Origin of the sequence: Acinetobacter dispersus (genome assembly GCF_009884975.1) — a bacterium.
Classification (GTDB): Bacteria; Pseudomonadota; Gammaproteobacteria; order Pseudomonadales; family Moraxellaceae; genus Acinetobacter; species Acinetobacter dispersus.
In genome coordinates, this window is the sequence record NZ_CP041970.1 from 1,429,390 (window position 1) to 1,445,480 (window position 16,091).

The 16,091-nt window shown below is 37.3% G+C and carries 18 protein-coding genes; 12 read left to right on the top strand and 6 right to left on the bottom strand.

Annotated features, from left to right (window positions below):
* The first annotated feature begins 84 nt into the window (after positions 1-84).
* Positions 85-717, top strand: coding sequence for a glutathione S-transferase family protein (locus tag FPL17_RS06490; RefSeq protein WP_159884050.1), 633 nt, complete (start codon positions 85-87; stop codon positions 715-717).
* A gap of 147 nt (positions 718-864) precedes the next feature.
* On the opposite strand, the gene FPL17_RS06495 is transcribed toward FPL17_RS06490, so the two are convergent.
* The 5 genes from FPL17_RS06495 to FPL17_RS06515 all read right to left on the bottom strand — a co-directional run bounded on the left by FPL17_RS06495 (position 865) and on the right by FPL17_RS06515 (position 2,611).
* A complete protein-coding gene (locus tag FPL17_RS06495; RefSeq protein ID WP_159884052.1) occupies positions 865-1,038 on the bottom strand; it encodes a hypothetical protein in 174 nt (57 codons plus the stop codon).
* Positions 1,039-1,083: 45 nt separating this feature from the next.
* The gene (locus FPL17_RS06500) at positions 1,084-1,497 is read right to left on the bottom strand and encodes a hypothetical protein (RefSeq protein ID WP_228277596.1); all 414 of its coding nucleotides are present in this window, start codon (positions 1,495-1,497) and stop codon (positions 1,084-1,086) included.
* A 277-nt stretch (positions 1,498-1,774) separates the two neighbouring features.
* Positions 1,775-1,975, bottom strand: coding sequence for a hypothetical protein (locus FPL17_RS06505; protein WP_005189164.1), 201 nt, complete (start codon positions 1,973-1,975; stop codon positions 1,775-1,777).
* 106 nt (positions 1,976-2,081) lie between these two features.
* Entirely contained in the window at positions 2,082-2,312 is a 231-nt protein-coding gene (locus FPL17_RS06510; RefSeq protein WP_159884054.1) for a hypothetical protein, read from the bottom strand.
* A gap of 77 nt (positions 2,313-2,389) precedes the next feature.
* The gene (locus FPL17_RS06515) at positions 2,390-2,611 is read right to left on the bottom strand and encodes a hypothetical protein (RefSeq protein WP_005189167.1); all 222 of its coding nucleotides are present in this window, start codon (positions 2,609-2,611) and stop codon (positions 2,390-2,392) included.
* 301 nt (positions 2,612-2,912) lie between these two features.
* Between FPL17_RS06515 and FPL17_RS06520 the strand changes: the two genes are divergently transcribed.
* Both FPL17_RS06520 and FPL17_RS06525 read left to right on the top strand, forming a co-directional pair.
* Positions 2,913-4,073: an iron-containing alcohol dehydrogenase gene (locus tag FPL17_RS06520; protein WP_005189168.1), complete on the top strand. Its 1,161-nt coding sequence runs from the start codon at positions 2,913-2,915 to the stop codon at positions 4,071-4,073.
* Positions 4,070-4,513: an acyl-CoA thioesterase gene (locus FPL17_RS06525; protein WP_159884056.1), complete on the top strand. Its 444-nt coding sequence runs from the start codon at positions 4,070-4,072 to the stop codon at positions 4,511-4,513. The genes FPL17_RS06520 and FPL17_RS06525 overlap by 4 nt, the downstream gene beginning before the upstream one ends.
* Positions 4,514-4,563: 50 nt before the next feature.
* Here FPL17_RS06525 and dnaX read toward each other — a convergent pair whose 3' ends face one another.
* Complete coding sequence (gene dnaX / locus FPL17_RS06530) at positions 4,564-6,588, bottom strand: DNA polymerase III subunit gamma/tau (RefSeq protein WP_159884058.1); 2,025 nt, start codon at positions 6,586-6,588, stop codon at positions 4,564-4,566.
* Between the two features lie 202 nt (positions 6,589-6,790).
* Here dnaX and FPL17_RS06535 point away from each other — a divergent pair, with 202 nt between their 5' ends.
* From FPL17_RS06535 to FPL17_RS06575, 9 genes are all read left to right on the top strand, one after another.
* The gene (locus FPL17_RS06535) at positions 6,791-7,957 is read left to right on the top strand and encodes a cupin domain-containing protein (RefSeq protein ID WP_159884060.1); all 1,167 of its coding nucleotides are present in this window, start codon (positions 6,791-6,793) and stop codon (positions 7,955-7,957) included.
* A gap of 197 nt (positions 7,958-8,154) precedes the next feature.
* Complete coding sequence (locus tag FPL17_RS06540) at positions 8,155-9,210, top strand: linear amide C-N hydrolase (protein ID WP_159884062.1); 1,056 nt, start codon at positions 8,155-8,157, stop codon at positions 9,208-9,210.
* Positions 9,211-9,246: 36 nt separating this feature from the next.
* A complete protein-coding gene (locus FPL17_RS06545) occupies positions 9,247-9,759 on the top strand; it encodes a hypothetical protein (protein WP_159884064.1) in 513 nt (170 codons plus the stop codon).
* Positions 9,760-10,237: 478 nt separating this feature from the next.
* The gene (locus tag FPL17_RS06550; RefSeq protein ID WP_005189184.1) at positions 10,238-10,804 is read left to right on the top strand and encodes a TetR/AcrR family transcriptional regulator; all 567 of its coding nucleotides are present in this window, start codon (positions 10,238-10,240) and stop codon (positions 10,802-10,804) included.
* A gap of 558 nt (positions 10,805-11,362) precedes the next feature.
* A complete protein-coding gene (locus FPL17_RS06555; RefSeq protein ID WP_005152449.1) occupies positions 11,363-11,674 on the top strand; it encodes an ArsR/SmtB family transcription factor in 312 nt (103 codons plus the stop codon).
* 83 nt (positions 11,675-11,757) lie between these two features.
* Entirely contained in the window at positions 11,758-13,458 is a 1,701-nt protein-coding gene (locus FPL17_RS06560) for a SulP family inorganic anion transporter (RefSeq protein WP_159884066.1), read from the top strand.
* Positions 13,459-13,655: 197 nt separating this feature from the next.
* On the top strand, positions 13,656-14,858 hold the full coding sequence (gene sstT / locus FPL17_RS06565; protein ID WP_159884068.1) for a serine/threonine transporter SstT: 1,203 nt from the start codon (positions 13,656-13,658) through the stop codon (positions 14,856-14,858).
* A gap of 6 nt (positions 14,859-14,864) precedes the next feature.
* Entirely contained in the window at positions 14,865-15,545 is a 681-nt protein-coding gene (locus FPL17_RS06570; protein WP_005189189.1) for a YoaK family protein, read from the top strand.
* 3 nt (positions 15,546-15,548) lie between these two features.
* Positions 15,549-16,088: a DUF2058 domain-containing protein gene (locus FPL17_RS06575; RefSeq protein ID WP_159884070.1), complete on the top strand. Its 540-nt coding sequence runs from the start codon at positions 15,549-15,551 to the stop codon at positions 16,086-16,088.
* The last annotated feature ends 3 nt before the right edge of the window (positions 16,089-16,091 follow it).

The window sequence follows — 16,091 nt, forward strand, 5'->3', positions numbered from 1 at the left end:
TTATATGTAGAACTTCACTATCATTCGAACCATGACGAAAAACTTGGGGAATTTTCCCATAAAAATTTAAACACAGGATTAATTATGATTACATTATTTCATTTAGACCAATCACGCTCTTTTCGAATTTTGTGGTTACTCGAGGAAATCAAACAACCGTATCAGTTGCAACGCTATTACAGAGATTTAAAAACGCATTTGGCACCTGAGTCCTTAAAGGAGATTCACCCCTTAGGTAAATCTCCTGTGATTGAATTTCAAGGTAAAATCATTGCTGAGTCTGGAGCAATTGTAGAGTTGTTAATTCAGAAGTTTGCACCCTCTTTGGCACCTGACATCAATGATCCAACTTACGCAGATTACTTGCAATGGATTCATTTCGCGGAAAGCTCTGCCATGTTGCCTTTTTTATTGAAAACTTTTAATGCAATAGAAACTAAACATGGTACGCAATTGGTATTTCTAGAAAACTACACCCAAGTTGAATTTGATAAGGTTTTTGGTTATTTAAATAATTATCTAAAAGATAAAGAATACTTGGTGGACAATCGTTTGACAGGTGCAGACTTTATGATGGGATTTGGACTTCATGCCCTAATTCATAATATGGCACAAGGTAAAAATTTCCCACACATTCAAAGTTATGTAGAGCGTTTAAGTTTACTACCAAGTTGGAAAGCTGCAGAAAAAATTGAACAAGGCGGAAAAGTGACCTAAAAGAATAGATATTCTTAATTCATTGAATAGAGAAGAATAGTTAAGCAATTTTTTAAGACTGATGAATGTTTGTAAAAGCTCTCCTTAGAGAGCTTTTGCGCATATACCGACATGGATATTGTTGTTAATCATATGCCCTGTACAACCTCAGGTGCTAATAAATAATGGAATCACCGAGCGCCTGCATTGATAAATTACTTTTTTTAAGAACAGTTCACGCTCTACAGCACGGCAGCGAACAAGCCCACCTGAAACTGCCCCCATTCTTACTCCAACAAGCAAATTAATCAGCAATACCAATAATGGGAAAATTTTTGCCATAAAATACAAAGCCCATCTTTCGATAGGCTTTAGCCATTAACGATCTTATTCTCCAATTGGGATTGAAAATTTAAGTTGATTACTTCTCTGATCCAATGGCACTGGGTTATGCTTGGCAATTCTTTGCTGGTAGTCTTTTTCAGACATTAACCCTCTATTTTTTGCCTTTAAAATTGAGTTGAACTGTTGCTCATGTCCTTGTGCATTCAAAGCATCGAAATGTCTATGTTCCAGATAATATTGAGATCGATCATGAGGACTCATATTGGATGTATGCTGCTGTGCTACCTGCGCTTGCTCTAATTCATAATTGCGTTGATTAATACGATCTTGTTCTTGTTGCTTCATCGACTCAAAGAAATCAAATTGCTCACCACTTTGGATCTCTTTGTGATGCTCTTCATTATTTAGAATTAAAAGTGATTTATCTTTGCTGAAGATATCATCTGCACTATACACCGAACCACAAATTACCGTACTTATAAGAAGAATTACTATTTTTTCACAAAAAACACTCAACACAAAACAAATAAAGACAAGTGTATATTTTATTATTTCTTCACAATTATTTCAAATTAAATATTAAAAACAAAAACTTATGATTATTCAATAAAATCATAACCCCACTTCTCGACTATTAATGATATCTACATTTTGGAGTATTTTTACTTCACAAATAAAGTAAATACCCAATAACAAAAAACCTCCCGAAGGAGGTTTTAATTTCTTGATTTGATTAAAGATCAGTTCCAATAAACACACTAGAAATAAAGAACTCTGCATCTTCATCATCAGTTGAATCAAACTCTACTTCAAGATGAATGACTTCTGCTCCAGTCTTGTCTTTGAATTCTGCAAATTTCTTCTCAAGGAAATCTGAAATCTCATTTTCTAATGTTGCTCGTTCTTGGCGATATTGTTCTATTGCTTCTTTCATGATGAGTTCCTATTAATCTGAACAACCATAAAAGCAAACTATTATGAAAATAACAAGACAACAAAAAAGCCCATCATTCGATGAGCTTAGTCTTCAGAGTTTTAAATTAAGAAAGATATACATGTTTTTTCGCTAGATGTTGGTTAGCGATCTTTGTAGTTTCAAAATATGGCAATTCAGCGCAAAGCCAAAAATGATAAGTATCTTCACCCACAATATAAGTTTGTCGATTATAAGTCGATGTTTTGCTAGGATCTATTACGCTTGCATCAAAAAAAGTGCTTTCGCGGCTAGCAACCACTTCACCATCTAAATCACCGCCAATACAAATGTGCATCTTAATAATCCATATAATTATGAATCGCAGCTTAACACATAAAGTCAGAAACTATTTTTCAGGAATGAAATTTGAACTTAAGCATTACCGAGATATGCTGTTATCCTTTGCGCTTTAAGGCTTTCATCTAGTCCCTCATACACCCAGAATGTGTAAGCTAAACCATTCGTATGTATCTTTATTTTCAAATATTTTTCTTGTTGCAATGTATCTATATTCGTTAAATGAAATGTTTCATCTTCAAAATTTTCAATATGGAAATCTGTCTCATCCAAAGACCCTCCAATAAATTTATTCATTGTTAATCTCCTCTAAAAAAAACAATCTACCACAGAATGGCAAAAAGCCCATCTTCTCATGAGTCATTAAAAAAACTTGTGTACCCTAAACAGGATAACGAGTTCTTAAATTAGAGTGACCTCAACTTCCAAACTGTTTTGTATAGTCTTAAGCAACGGCGTATAGAGCATTTTGGACCGCATAATCACCTCAAAGCTACACTTTTTAATAGCGTCTTATGCTAATTTATTGAGACAGTGAAACTTATAGTCACTTGATATAAAAATGTTGTATTTATTATGAAAAAATAAGGATGTATGTATGAACCCGTTTCAATTTCAAACTGTCCCTAACATCATTGCGGGACTAGGTTCGATACAAGAACTTAAAAATGTTTTAACTCAACAAAACTATCATAAGGTACTTATCGTGACAGATGCAGGAATGATCCAGCATCAACTACATCAGCCCATCTTAAAGATTTTAGAAGAGATCAATCTCAACAGCATTATTTACTCGGATATTCAAGCCGATCCCCCTGAACACATTGTGTTGGAAGCAGTTGATTTTGCGAAACAAGAAAAGATTGATGTGATCATCGGTTTTGGTGGCGGCAGCTCAATGGATGTTGCCAAAATCATCGCGCTACTCGCCCATCCTGAACAACAACAAAACTTAAGTGAAATCTACGGGGTAAACCAAGCCAAAGCACCTCGCTTGCCACTCATTCTTATCCCAACCACAGCTGGAACAGGCTCGGAAGTTACGCCTATATCGATTGTCACCACAGGTGCAACCACCAAAATGGGAGTGGTCTCGCCAATCTTATATGCTGATGTTGCCATTTTAGATGCAACTTTTACGCAAGGCCTGCCTGCACATATCACTGCTGCAACAGGTATTGATGCAATGGTGCATGCAATTGAAGCCTATACATCAAGTATAAAAAAGAACTTCTACGCAGATATGTTAGCTAAAAATGCACTGAAACTATTGAATCACAACTTAGCTAAAGTATTAAAAAACGGTGCTGATCTAGAAGCTCGCCAAAATATGCTGGTCGGTTCAATGCTTGCAGGTCAAGCATTTGCCAATGCTCCTGTCGCAGCAGTACATGCCCTCGCTTATCCACTGGGTGGACATTTCCACCTTTCACACGGCCATACCAATGCTTTAGTTCTGGTTGAAGTGTTAAAGTTTAATGCACCCAAAGCCAAACAACATTATGCCGAGCTAATGCAACTGTTAGACCCACGCAGTACAGGTTGTACCGATGGTTTATGTGATCTCTTCATTGACCATATGCAAAATCATTTAGACCAAAGTGGACTCACTTTGAAATTAAAAGATTTGGATATCCCTGAGTCGAAATTACCGCAACTTGCCAAAGATGCCATGTTACAAACTCGACTGTTGCAAAATAATCCAAGAGAAATGACAGAACAAGACGCTTTACAGATTTATCAGGCGATTTATGCATGAGCAAACCGACTTTAAAACAACGAGAACAATTTAGGTTCTTTTTCCCGATCCAAACTCGTTGGGCAGACAACGATATTTATGGCCATGTCAATAACGTGACCTACTATAGTTATTTTGATACGGCGGCCAATTCCTTATTGATCCAAAAAACAGGATTTGATATTCATAATAGTGAAGTCATTGGCTTAGTAGTGGATTCGGCTTGTAGCTTCTTACAGGAATTGTCTTTTCCAGAAGTCGTCGAGGTCGGCGTTGCGATTGGCAAAATTGGCAATTCATCACTCAGATATGAGTTAGCAATTTTTAAACAAGACCAACAACATGCTGCTGCGCAAGGACATTTTGTGCATGTATTTGTAGATAGAGAAAATCGAAAAAGTACCGCTATCCCGCAAGCGATGCGAGAAGTTCTTGAACAGTATTTGCTGCCGAGTGAATAAAGTTAATATAAAAAAGGCAAAGCGATTAAGCTTTGCCTTTTTATTAACACTTAAGGTTTCAATTGAATATTATGCAATTCTGCATCAAAGGTTTCGACCAAGCTCTTGATGGTCGGTTCCTGATGTAGCAATTCGACGGCACGATTAAATGCTTTTTGCTTACGTTGATTCTGCATTAACAACGGCGTGTTTGAATCCACCGCCCCATATTGCACATTAAAATGGGTTTGAGGCCATTGTGCTTTTAAAGCATCTTCCAAACCATGTTGTAACTGTGACAGCATGCCTTCATATTCCTGAGGAATCAGGAAGATAGATGCGCCATTGATCTGGCCTTGCATAATGCCATGTTGTGCCAACTCTTGCACCGCAGGCGAAAGCTGGCTGGTTCTAAACCAGTATTCCCACTTCTCTAAACTCCATTCGCCTTCCAACACTTGCTCAGGTAACTTTAAAATATCTTGTGGCATGAGATTGTTTGGTGGTTCTTGAGCCAATGAGATGGTTGCAACTGGAGCTTCAGCTTGTGCTTTTGCAATCGGTTCTTCCATAACAGAACTATGTTGCTCTGACACGACAACAAAACTTGGCTCAATCTGCTGCTGTTCTAATTGAACTTGTACTTCAACCTGCTGCTCGACAGGAAAAATCAGAACGTCTTCAGAATCTGTAATACTCGACTGAGTGATTTCTACTTGCGCAGAAACCTCCAATCCAATCAATTGCCCAGCTTCTGCATCAAACACCATCAAGTTACTATCTGGGTTTTGCTTAACAGGTTCAGGTTCAGGTTCAGGTTCAGGTTCAGGTTCAGGTTCAGGTTCAGGTTCAGGTTCAGGTTCAGGTTCAGGTTCAGGTTCAGGTTCAACACTAACCGCTTCTTGCTGAACTGCAAACTGATTTTCTGTACTTAAATCCTGTATTGGCTGGCGCACTTCAGGTGCTGCAATCTGTGTAACAGGTGTTGCACTTACAGTAACTTCATTTAAGCTCATCGGTCTAAACGCAAGTAAGCGTAACACCGTCATTTCAAAACCTTGCTCTTGAGTGACCGCCAGCTGCAACTCGGTACGTCCTTTACAGGCAATTTGATAATAAAGCTGTAAATCTTGAGCAGAAATAAGTTTTGAAAGTTGCAAAATTTTCTGATTGATTTCTTCACTATATTTCAAAGCAAGATCTGGCAAATATTGCAACAGCGCCAATTCATGCAAAGTTGAAACCAACTGATCTAGCACTAAAGAAACGTCTAGCGCTTGCTGTCTAAATTGCAATAACAACTGACTGACGTGGGCTTGCTGATTTTGATGAATTGCTAAAATCAAATCATAAATAATAGTTCGGTCAATCAGCCCCAACATATCTTTGACATCTTGATGATGTACGGCACCCTGACCATAAGCAATCGCTTGATCTGTTAAAGATAATGCATCACGCAATGATCCCTGTGCAGATTCAGCAATTTGCCAAATAGCATTTTGATCGGCTTCGATATGTTCTTTATTTAAAATCGCGGTGAGATGCTCTGTAATTTCATCAACAGCCAAAGGGCGTAAAGTAAATTGCAAACAACGTGAGATCACGGTAATTGGAAGTTTTTGTGGATCCGTTGTCGCAAATAGAAACTTAACATGCTCAGGTGGTTCTTCCAGTGTCTTTAACAACGCATTAAACGAATGCGTTGAAAGCATGTGCACTTCATCGATCAGATAAACTTTAAAACGGCCTTGAGTCGGTGCATAAGGAACATTGTCGAGTAGCTCACGGGTATCTTCAACTTTAGTTCGTGATGCCGCATCAATTTCAATCAAATCAATAAAACGACCTTCATTCACCGCCTTACAGGTAGCACATACCTCACACGGCGTCGAAGTAACCCCAGTCTCACAGTTTAAGCATTTGGCTAAAATACGGGCAATTGTGGTTTTTCCGACCCCACGCGTTCCCGTAAACAAATAAGCATGATGCAAACGACCACGTTCTAACGCGCTGGTTAAAGCACGAGAAACATGGTTTTGCCCCACTAACTCATTGAAATTACGTGGACGGTATTTTCTTGCCAGTACTTGATACATGTATGCTCCTTTTTGCATGTTAAGGATACTGTTTTTTTGAAAGGCTGTGAACGAATACGTATCTAATTGATCAAGATTAAATACATTCCATTACTTTTAATTGAAATTTCTCAGCATTTCATCACTATTACACAAGACTTGCGCCAACATTCAACTCAAGGGACAATACGCACCAATTTTTATGTTGTTGGTTTCATTTCCCATGTCTCAATCTTTAGCGGTACTCGGCGGCATAACCGCAGAACAATTTCTTAATGAATATTGGCAGAAAAAGCCATTATTGGTCCGTAATGCCATGCCAGAAATTATTGGCTTATTGGAGCCAACTGACGTTCAGGAATTGGCTTTAGAAGAACATGTTACTGCGCGCTTAATTCGTCAAAAAAATAAAAATCCAAACGAATGGCATGTAAAATCATCACCACTCACCAAAGGCGATTTCCAGAAACTACCGAATCTTTGGACACTTTTAGTACAAGCAGTTGATCATTATTCCTTTGATATTTCAGAGCTTTGGAAAAAGTTTCCTTTTATTCCACAATGGCGTCGTGATGACATTATGGTGTCTTACGCACCTCAAGGCGGCTCAGTTGGAAAACACTTCGATTTTTATGATGTGTTCTTGGTTCAAGGTCATGGTCACCGTCGCTGGCAACTCGGTCAAATGTGTGATGAATCAACTCAGTTCATTCCAGATCAGCCATTAAAACTATTGCCTGAAATAGATGTGCAATTTGATGAAGTACTTGCACCTGGTGATTTACTTTATGTACCGCCTGGCCTTGCACATTACGGTGTAGCAGAAGATGATTGCTTAACCTTTTCGTTTGGCTTCCGTATGCCAAACCTTTCAGAAATGATTGATCAAGTCAGTGATAAATTTTCAGAAAACACTTCACTCAAAAACCCATTGATCGATATCGTACGTCAACAAACTGCGCACTTGGGTGAAATTAATAGTACTGAATTTGCTTACTTAAAAACTCAATTATTAGACTATCTCACGCAAGCGCCTGAATTTGATGCAGCTATCATGGCCTACATGAGTGAAGCAAGTTATCCGAATAACATTCCAGAACCTGAAGAAGTTGATGCCAATGATGTAGCTGAAGTGATTGGTGCTGATTACCAAATCATTTTAGAGCCCGCCTCTAGATTGCTTTACAGAAAACAAGACGGGTCTCTTGAGTTTTGGGCAAATGGCGATACGATTTGCGTATCAGAAGCATTTATTCCATTTTTGAAGCAAATTGCAGATGGTGAGAGCTTATTGCTAGATGAACGATTTAATCAAATAGAGATTCTAGAAGATATCACAACACTGCTTAATACAGCTGTTGTGATGTTATTACCACCAAACGAAAACTAGAACCTTCATTCTCATATGGATAGAGATTATTCTCTATCCATAGTTATCTAAAATATAGAATTCAAACAAAACCCTACTTTTTGTAATGATTACATTTTAATGCTTGAATAAGAATTGTTTTTTAATAGACTAAAACGACGTCATTATAAAAATATTTAATAGAAATCATTTCCATACAACAACAAGGAGTACGACTTGTGTTTAAAAAAATATTATGCCTTTCATTTCTCGCATCGTCTTTCATTCTTCAAACTAGCCATGCCTGTACCCGTACAGTCTACTTAGGCAATAATGACCATATCATCACCGCACGCTCCATGGACTGGAAAGTCGATGTAGGAACCAATCTATGGATTTTACCAAGTGGTGTACTTCGCGACAGTAATGCTGGGCCAAAATCTTTGAAATGGAAAGCCAAATACGGCAGTGTGATTGCCACAGGCTATGACATTTCAACGACTGATGGCATGAATGAAGCAGGATTAGTTGCCAATGTATTATGGCTAGTTGAATCACAATATCCAGATACCAAACAATCAAAAAAACCTCAACTGAGCATTTCGGCTTGGGCTCAATATGTACTGGATAATTATGCGTCTGTCGCAGAGGCAGTCAGCGCGTTAGAAAAAGAACCTTTTGACCTGATTACTGATAGTGTTCCAGGTGAGCAAAGACTTGCAACATTACATCTCTCGATTTCAGATAAAACTGGAGACAGTGCAATTATTGAATATATTGGTGGCAAACAAGTCATTCATCATAATAAGAAATACCAAGTCATGACCAATTCACCTACCTTCGACCAACAGCTTGCACTCAATACCTATTGGCAACAAATTGGTGGAACCGTGATGTTACCCGGAACCAATCGTGCAGCTGATCGATTTGCCCGCGCATCGTTTTATATCAATGCCATTCCTAAAAATGATAATCCTAAAGATGCTTTAGCTTCTGTTTTTAGCGTTATTCGAAATGCATCTGTACCCTATGGCTTGAATACAGCGGAGGAACCGAATATCTCCTCTACACGCTGGAGAACTGTTGCCGATCACAAACAACAGCTCTATTTCTTTGAATCGGCAGTTTCACCCAATGTATTTTGGGTAGATTTAAAGAAAATTAACTTTAAAGATGGTTTAACACGTAAACTTGACCTTGGCAAAGATCAGCAAAATACTTTTGCTGGTGATGCAACCGATCAATTTAAAATATCAAAACCATTTGAATTTCTTGGTCCGCAATTACATCATTAACACTGAAATATTGAATACATACTAGAGAGTTGAAAGATGAATAAAACTTTATGTTTACTTAGCCTTTGTATTGTTATGAGTGGTTGCTCAACCTTACCAGACTCATCTGCCGCTTCAACAGAAAATCTAGCAACCGCAGGCTCTTTGACCTGCAAAGCAAACGAACTATGCCCGAATGTTTTTGTTGAATGGGACAAACAACACAAAGAGCAATTACGAGTAGAAACGGTATTAAACAGTAGTTATGATTACTATGACATCAAAGGCATTAGCTTTTTAATTGATGACAAAACTTTTGCCTACAAACCCGTCGGTCCAACACAACAAAAAAACATTAACCGACTGATTCCAAGACGTTCATCAAATAGCTTTATTCTGCCAAGCACATTCCTTTACGAGTTGAAAAAAGCCCAAAATGTTGAACTTTCGATCGAGACTGACAAAGGTAATATTAAACGTTCGGTCTATACCCCAAGCCAACAATCGATGCTTTACCACAACTTTGTGAAACTCATCACAACCTTACCAACCCAACAAAACAAGTCTTAAAACAGAAAATTATACGATTAAAGTCAGTTATTTATTTTAACTATAACTAACTGACTTTTTATATTATACAACCCTTAAAAATAGATTCCTGAGCAAGCATTAAAAGTAACAGCATTGCTTAAATATACCCGAACTTGCAAACAAGAATAAATCTCAGGATAGAAACCATTATTAAATCCAAATCATCACAAAAAGCAGTTATCCTTTGAAAACAATTAGATGAATAATCACCAATCAAATAAAGTTAAATTATTCTAATCTTGTATCGTATTTTAAGATTTAATTAATAGTTATTTTCTATAGATATAGAACACTATTTTCAAACCCCGCACTTGAAAATGCGGACTAAAGAATCATTTAAATAAATAATATTATTTCCCCCTATGATATTTTCAAAATACCATGTAAAATCCCTGCCAAAATTGCATAATGAAATGCAACATGATGCTCTTGGCGATGGGCGAACTCGAGGCGTTGTATGTCAAAAAAAGAAGATATTATTAGCACTGCATTAAGACTTTTTAATTCGCATAGCTATAATTCAATTGGTGTTGATCGGATCATCAGTGAATCTGGTGTTGCAAAAATGACGTTCTACAAATATTTTCCATCAAAGGAAAAATTAATTGAGGAATGCCTGATACAACGTAATACCAATCTTCAAACCTCACTGAATGCAACTTTGGCAGAATGTGATGAAGACGATTATCTTGGTCAACTCAAAGCAATTTTTGGCTGGTATGCTGCTTGGTTTAACAGCGAAGACTTCAATGGCTGTATGTTCCAGAAAGCTTTAGAAGAAGTGATTAAAATCTATCCTTCTACTTTGCAGCCTGCTACCCAATATAAAATTTGGTTGACCGCTCTCATCGAAAATTTACTTAAAAATCTAGATATTCGTAACCCAACCCATCTTGCGACCCTGATTGTGAGCATTTTGGATGGTATGACGATTCAAGCACATGTCAACAAACACTCAGTCGAGATGGATGAGTATTGGAAACGTGTTGAACATTTGATTAATTTTGAAAAAGAGCTCGCATAAATACAAAATATCCCTTTAATAATAAAGGGATATTTTTTAAAAATAGAATTTGGATATAATTGAATAAAAAAATAAAGCGTGATTTATAGTTATTATTGTGGCTCACGCTTGCGTCTGAGTGTAAAAAAGAATAATAAATATTATTACCCTCTGGCGGTTGTACTTTCGCACTTCCGATCCTTCTTATGCAGACAGATCGTTCTGTCTTGTTTTCCATTATATATGCTTTCTTCTAAAGCGCAATCTTTTTTTTAATTTTTTTATATTCATTAAATATATTAACTACTTAATTTTATTATGTAGTATTTTTAAATAATAAAATTTCTAAAATGCCCTTGCTAGATGATAGCACTAGATAAAACTTTGCCAAAATAGCAATAATGCAAATATAATCACATTAATTTAAAATAAATCAGAATATTTCACATTATCACACCATTTTATCACTTTTACTGATATACATTTTCATTAAAAACCATTGCAATTATTCAGTTTTACTACAATTTTTTCGTTGTCTGACTTTATACTAGCCACGGCTGTAACCTAGTGAGTATATGCATGCAAAAGGATTTCGAGATCGAAGCAATGAGAGAGTCTGCTGGTACAATTGTTAATGTACTAAAATCTCTGGCAAATACTGATCGTTTAATTATTTTGTGTCATTTGGCTAAACAAGAACTTAATGTTTCACAAATTGAAGAATTGACCCAAATTTTTCAACCAACGTTGTCTCAACAATTGATGATGTTAAGAAAGAGCCATGCCGTTTCTACCCGACGCGATGGCAAACAAATTTTCTACTCGATTTTGGATCCAAAATTGAAAGTAGTTTTAAATACTTTATATGAGCATTATTGCCCCCACGCATAATATTGCAGAAAACGTTTTAACCATACCTTCTTTAGCATTTTTTCTGCATAATATATATAAATTTATGATTTAGACTATTGTGCATGAAATTGTTGCCCCTCAACCTAGCTAAGCTATTTCCTGCACGAAAATGGTTAGGTCATTACCAACTTTCGAGTTTCAAGTCTGACCTTATTGCAGCTTGTATCGTATTGGCCATGCTCGTACCTCAAGGCATGGCTTATGCTATGTTGGCAGGATTACCACCAATTATGGGAATATACGCCAGTATATTACCTATGATTATCTATGCATTTACTGGCAGCAGCAGCACCCTTTCAATTGGACCTGTCGCCATTATCTCAATGATGGTCTTCGCAGCACTCAACCCATTATTTGCTGTGGGCTCGACAGCCTATATTGAAGCAGCCTGTTTACTAGCACTATTAGTCGGTATCATTTCCCTACTTTTAGGATTATTCCGTTTTGGTTTTCTAATTCAACTGATTAGCCACCCCGTTATTCAAAGCTTTATCATTGCTTCAGCTTTGCTGATTGCCCTAGGGCAGCTTAAATTCCTGCTCGATATTCCACTGCAAACAAGTAATATCCCTGAATTTATTATAAGTTTCTCTCAAAATTTTCATGCGATTAGTCTTACCGGTATCAGCTTTGGATTTATTTCAGTCTTAATACTGTTTTTCCTTCCCAAATTGATCCAATCAGATTTTCTGAATAAAACATTACCTTTGTTACTTGTCCTGTTCTCTATCGCTGTTATTAGCTTTTTAGGCAATGATGATCAGGCGATTAGGACTGTTGGTATCATTCCGACAGGTTTACCGAGTTTAGACTTCCCGACTTGGAATATCAGTCTCGTTCAACAATTGTTACCAAGCGCTTTTATGATCGCAATGATTAGTTTTGTTGAATCTTTAGCGATTGCCCAAGCTACTGCACTACAGAAACGTGATGATTTGAATAGCAATCAAGAACTGATCGCATTGGGTTTAGCCAATATTGCTGCGGGAATTAATTCAGGATTCCCTGTTTCTGGCAGTTTATCTCGTACAGTTGTGAATACAGATGCAGGCGCAAAAACTCCAATGTCGGGTGTAGTTTCATCCTTGCTTATGATTGTAGTGAGTCTCTACTTAACTGACTTCTTTCAAAACCTGCCTTTGGCTGTACTCGCAGCCACAATTTTTGTCTCTATCTGGAAGCTTGTAACGCTGACACCATTTATTGAAACATGGAAATATTCAAAAGCAGATGGTCTTGCAATGTGGGTCACATTCTTTGGGGTAACCTGTTTGGATATTTCAACTGGGCTTATTATTGGTATTGTACTGACCTTTGCTTTATTACTATGGCGGATTAGTCGTCCACATATCGCTGTTATCGGCTTAATCGAGGGAACTCAACACTTTAGAAACATCTCAAATTACAATGTCATTACAACACCCGCTATTGTTTCCTTTCGCGTAGATGAAAATTTAAGCTTTTTAAATGCACATGTTCTAAAAGGTCATGTAATTACCGAAGTCAGTCAAAACTCCCTGTTGCAACATGTCGTGATTAATTGCTCCAGTATCAGCAATATCGATCTTAGTGCATTAGAAATGTTAGAATATCTTAATCAAGAACTAAAACAACTCCAGATCCAAATGCATTTGTCTGAAATTAAGAGCCCAGTCATGGATCGACTGTCTAAGTCTCAACTTATAAACGAGCTGACAGGACAAATATTTTTATCACATTATCAAGCAATACAAACACTTTCCCCTGAAATGCTTGTAGAATGAGCTGCTTTTATTGGATTTTTTTTATACAAAAGGATGTGTCATGTTTTACTAATTTTTTTTAAAAAACATTGTGTTAATTTTTTCGTTATTTTTAAAGTAATTGAATTGCAAAAAAAAATTTATTATTCACGGTTCTTAGGTATAGAATACCGCCCTTGTTTAACCTTAAACCGTGCATAGGTTTATAAGGCCTTTATATGTTTAATGTATTGTCTCGCTTGAGTTTAGTTAGCAAAATTATTATCGCTATTTTTCTAGGGATTGGAGTAGCACTTCTCTTTCCTAACTTTACACCCTATTTAAGTCTATTGGGTGAATTATTCATTAAAGCATTAAAGTCTGTTGCACCGATTTTAGTTTTTGTCTTGGTTCTATCTTCAATTGCAAATTTCCAGATTGGTCAGAGCTCGAATATCAGACCTGTGCTTGTACTATATGTTGTCGGTATGCTACTTGCCGCATTTAGTGCAGTAACAGCAAGTATTATGTTCCCAAGCCAGCTGTTTTTACATATGCCAGCTGAAACTGGATTACAAGCGCCAGGCAGTCTTGCGGAAATTCTAAAGAATTTACTTTTAAGCTTTATTGCAAACCCAGTACAAGCTATTGGTGAAGCAAACTTTATTGGTATTTTAGCATGGGCCATTGGTCTAGGATTAGCTTTACGCCATAGTTCAGATACAACGAAGCAGGTTCTGACGGATGTTGCTCATGCTGTGAACAAAATTATTCATACCGTAATTGGTTTTGCACCTATTGGTATTTTTGGTTTAGTTGCCGTGACTTTTGCTGATGCAGGTCTAGCTACACTGACCAGCTATGCACGCCTTTTAGCTGTATTAGTGGGAACAATGGCATTTGTTGCACTTGTGATTAACCCAATTCTCGTTGCAATCACAATGAAGGCTAACCCTTACCCATTGGTATTCACTTGCTTAAAAGAAAGTGGAATTACTGCTTTCTTCACGCGTAGTTCAGCAGCTAATATTCCTGTCAATTTGGACTTGGCTCAGCGTTTAGGTGTAAATGAAGCTACGGCTAGTGTCTCAATTCCATTGGGTGCGACCATTAATATGGCAGGTGCTGCAGTGACCATCACGGTACTTACTCTCGCTGCTGTACATACACTCGGAATTCCAGTTGATTTAAGCACCATGATTATTTTATCTGTGGTTGCAACGGTTTCTGCTTGCGGTGCATCAGGTGTTGCAGGTGGGTCTTTACTGTTAATTCCTGTTGCTTGTAGCTTATTTGGTATATCATCTGAAATTGCCATGCAGATCGTTGCCATTGGTATGATTATCAGTGTATTGCAAGATTCAACAGAAACAGCGTTAAATTCATCAACAGATGTATTATTTACCGCTGCAGTTGATTTCAGAGACCGTTCAAATTCATAGGTTGATATGCCACTTCAACGTTTACCTAACTGGATTCAACTTGGTGCTTTCTTACTTGCACTGAATGCAGGGATGGTAAACGTTTTAGGTTTATTTACGCTCCTACATCAATCAGTTTCTCATATGACAGGTAATGTCAGCATGCTCGCAATGAGTTTGCTGGACTGGCAGCCTGAACATTTTATCTATCTCAGTCTGATTGTCATTTGCTTTATTATCGGTTCTTTTTATAGTGGCCTGATTCTTGGCAATGGCAATGTTGCCTTTGGTCGGCACTATGGCCTGCCGCTTAGCTTAGTTGCGATCTTTTTATTCCTGACCTGGTTACTACTTCCCTATTTTCCTCGATATGGCCTATTGTGGGCCTGTGTGGCGATGGGAGTACAAAATGCCATGGTGAGCCATTATAAAGGCGCAATTATTCGTACAACGCACTTATCTGGTGTACTCACGGATATTGGTTTAGCATTAGGTTATAAAGCACGTGGATTAAAAGTAGAAAAACGTCGCATTTTTCTCCATCTACTCATCTTTACAGGCTTTTTATGCGGTGGGCTCATTGCGAGTGTGCTTTATCCTTATTTAAAATTACAGACCTTTCTCATTCCTGCAGGCTTAAGCCTAGCAATGAGTATGGCCTATTGGATTTTCTATTTTCGTTCTTCATCAAACTCAAATTTGGATTGAATTATGGTTAAAAATGCATTGCAAGCTCAATTGTTAAAAGCGGGTTTGGTTGATAATAAGAAAGCAAAGAAATTAACCAAGCAAGCACAGCATGGGCAACGTACTGGACAAAATGATGATGCGGCATTAAAAGCTGAAATTGATCGTGCCAAGCAAGAAAAGTTAGCCAAAGACCAAGCATTAAATTTAGAAAAGCAGAACATTTTGGAAGAAAAAGCCTTAAAAGCATCCATCATCCAAATGATCAAACATCATAAAGTAAAAGAAATTGAAGGTGATATCACTTATCAATTTATTGATGAAGGTAAAATCAAAAAAGTCTATCTTTCACAGCAAGTTTATAATGCACTGGTTTCAGGCTCGCTGGTGGTTGCCAAAGATCAAGGCAGCTATGCTTATCTGCCTAAAGCACTTGCAGAAAAAATTGATCAGAAAATGCAAGGTTTCATTTTAGTGAATAATAATACCGAGAAAAATGATCAAACCACAGATGAGGAAGATCCATACGCAGCATACGTTATTCCAGATGATCTAATGTGGTAAATC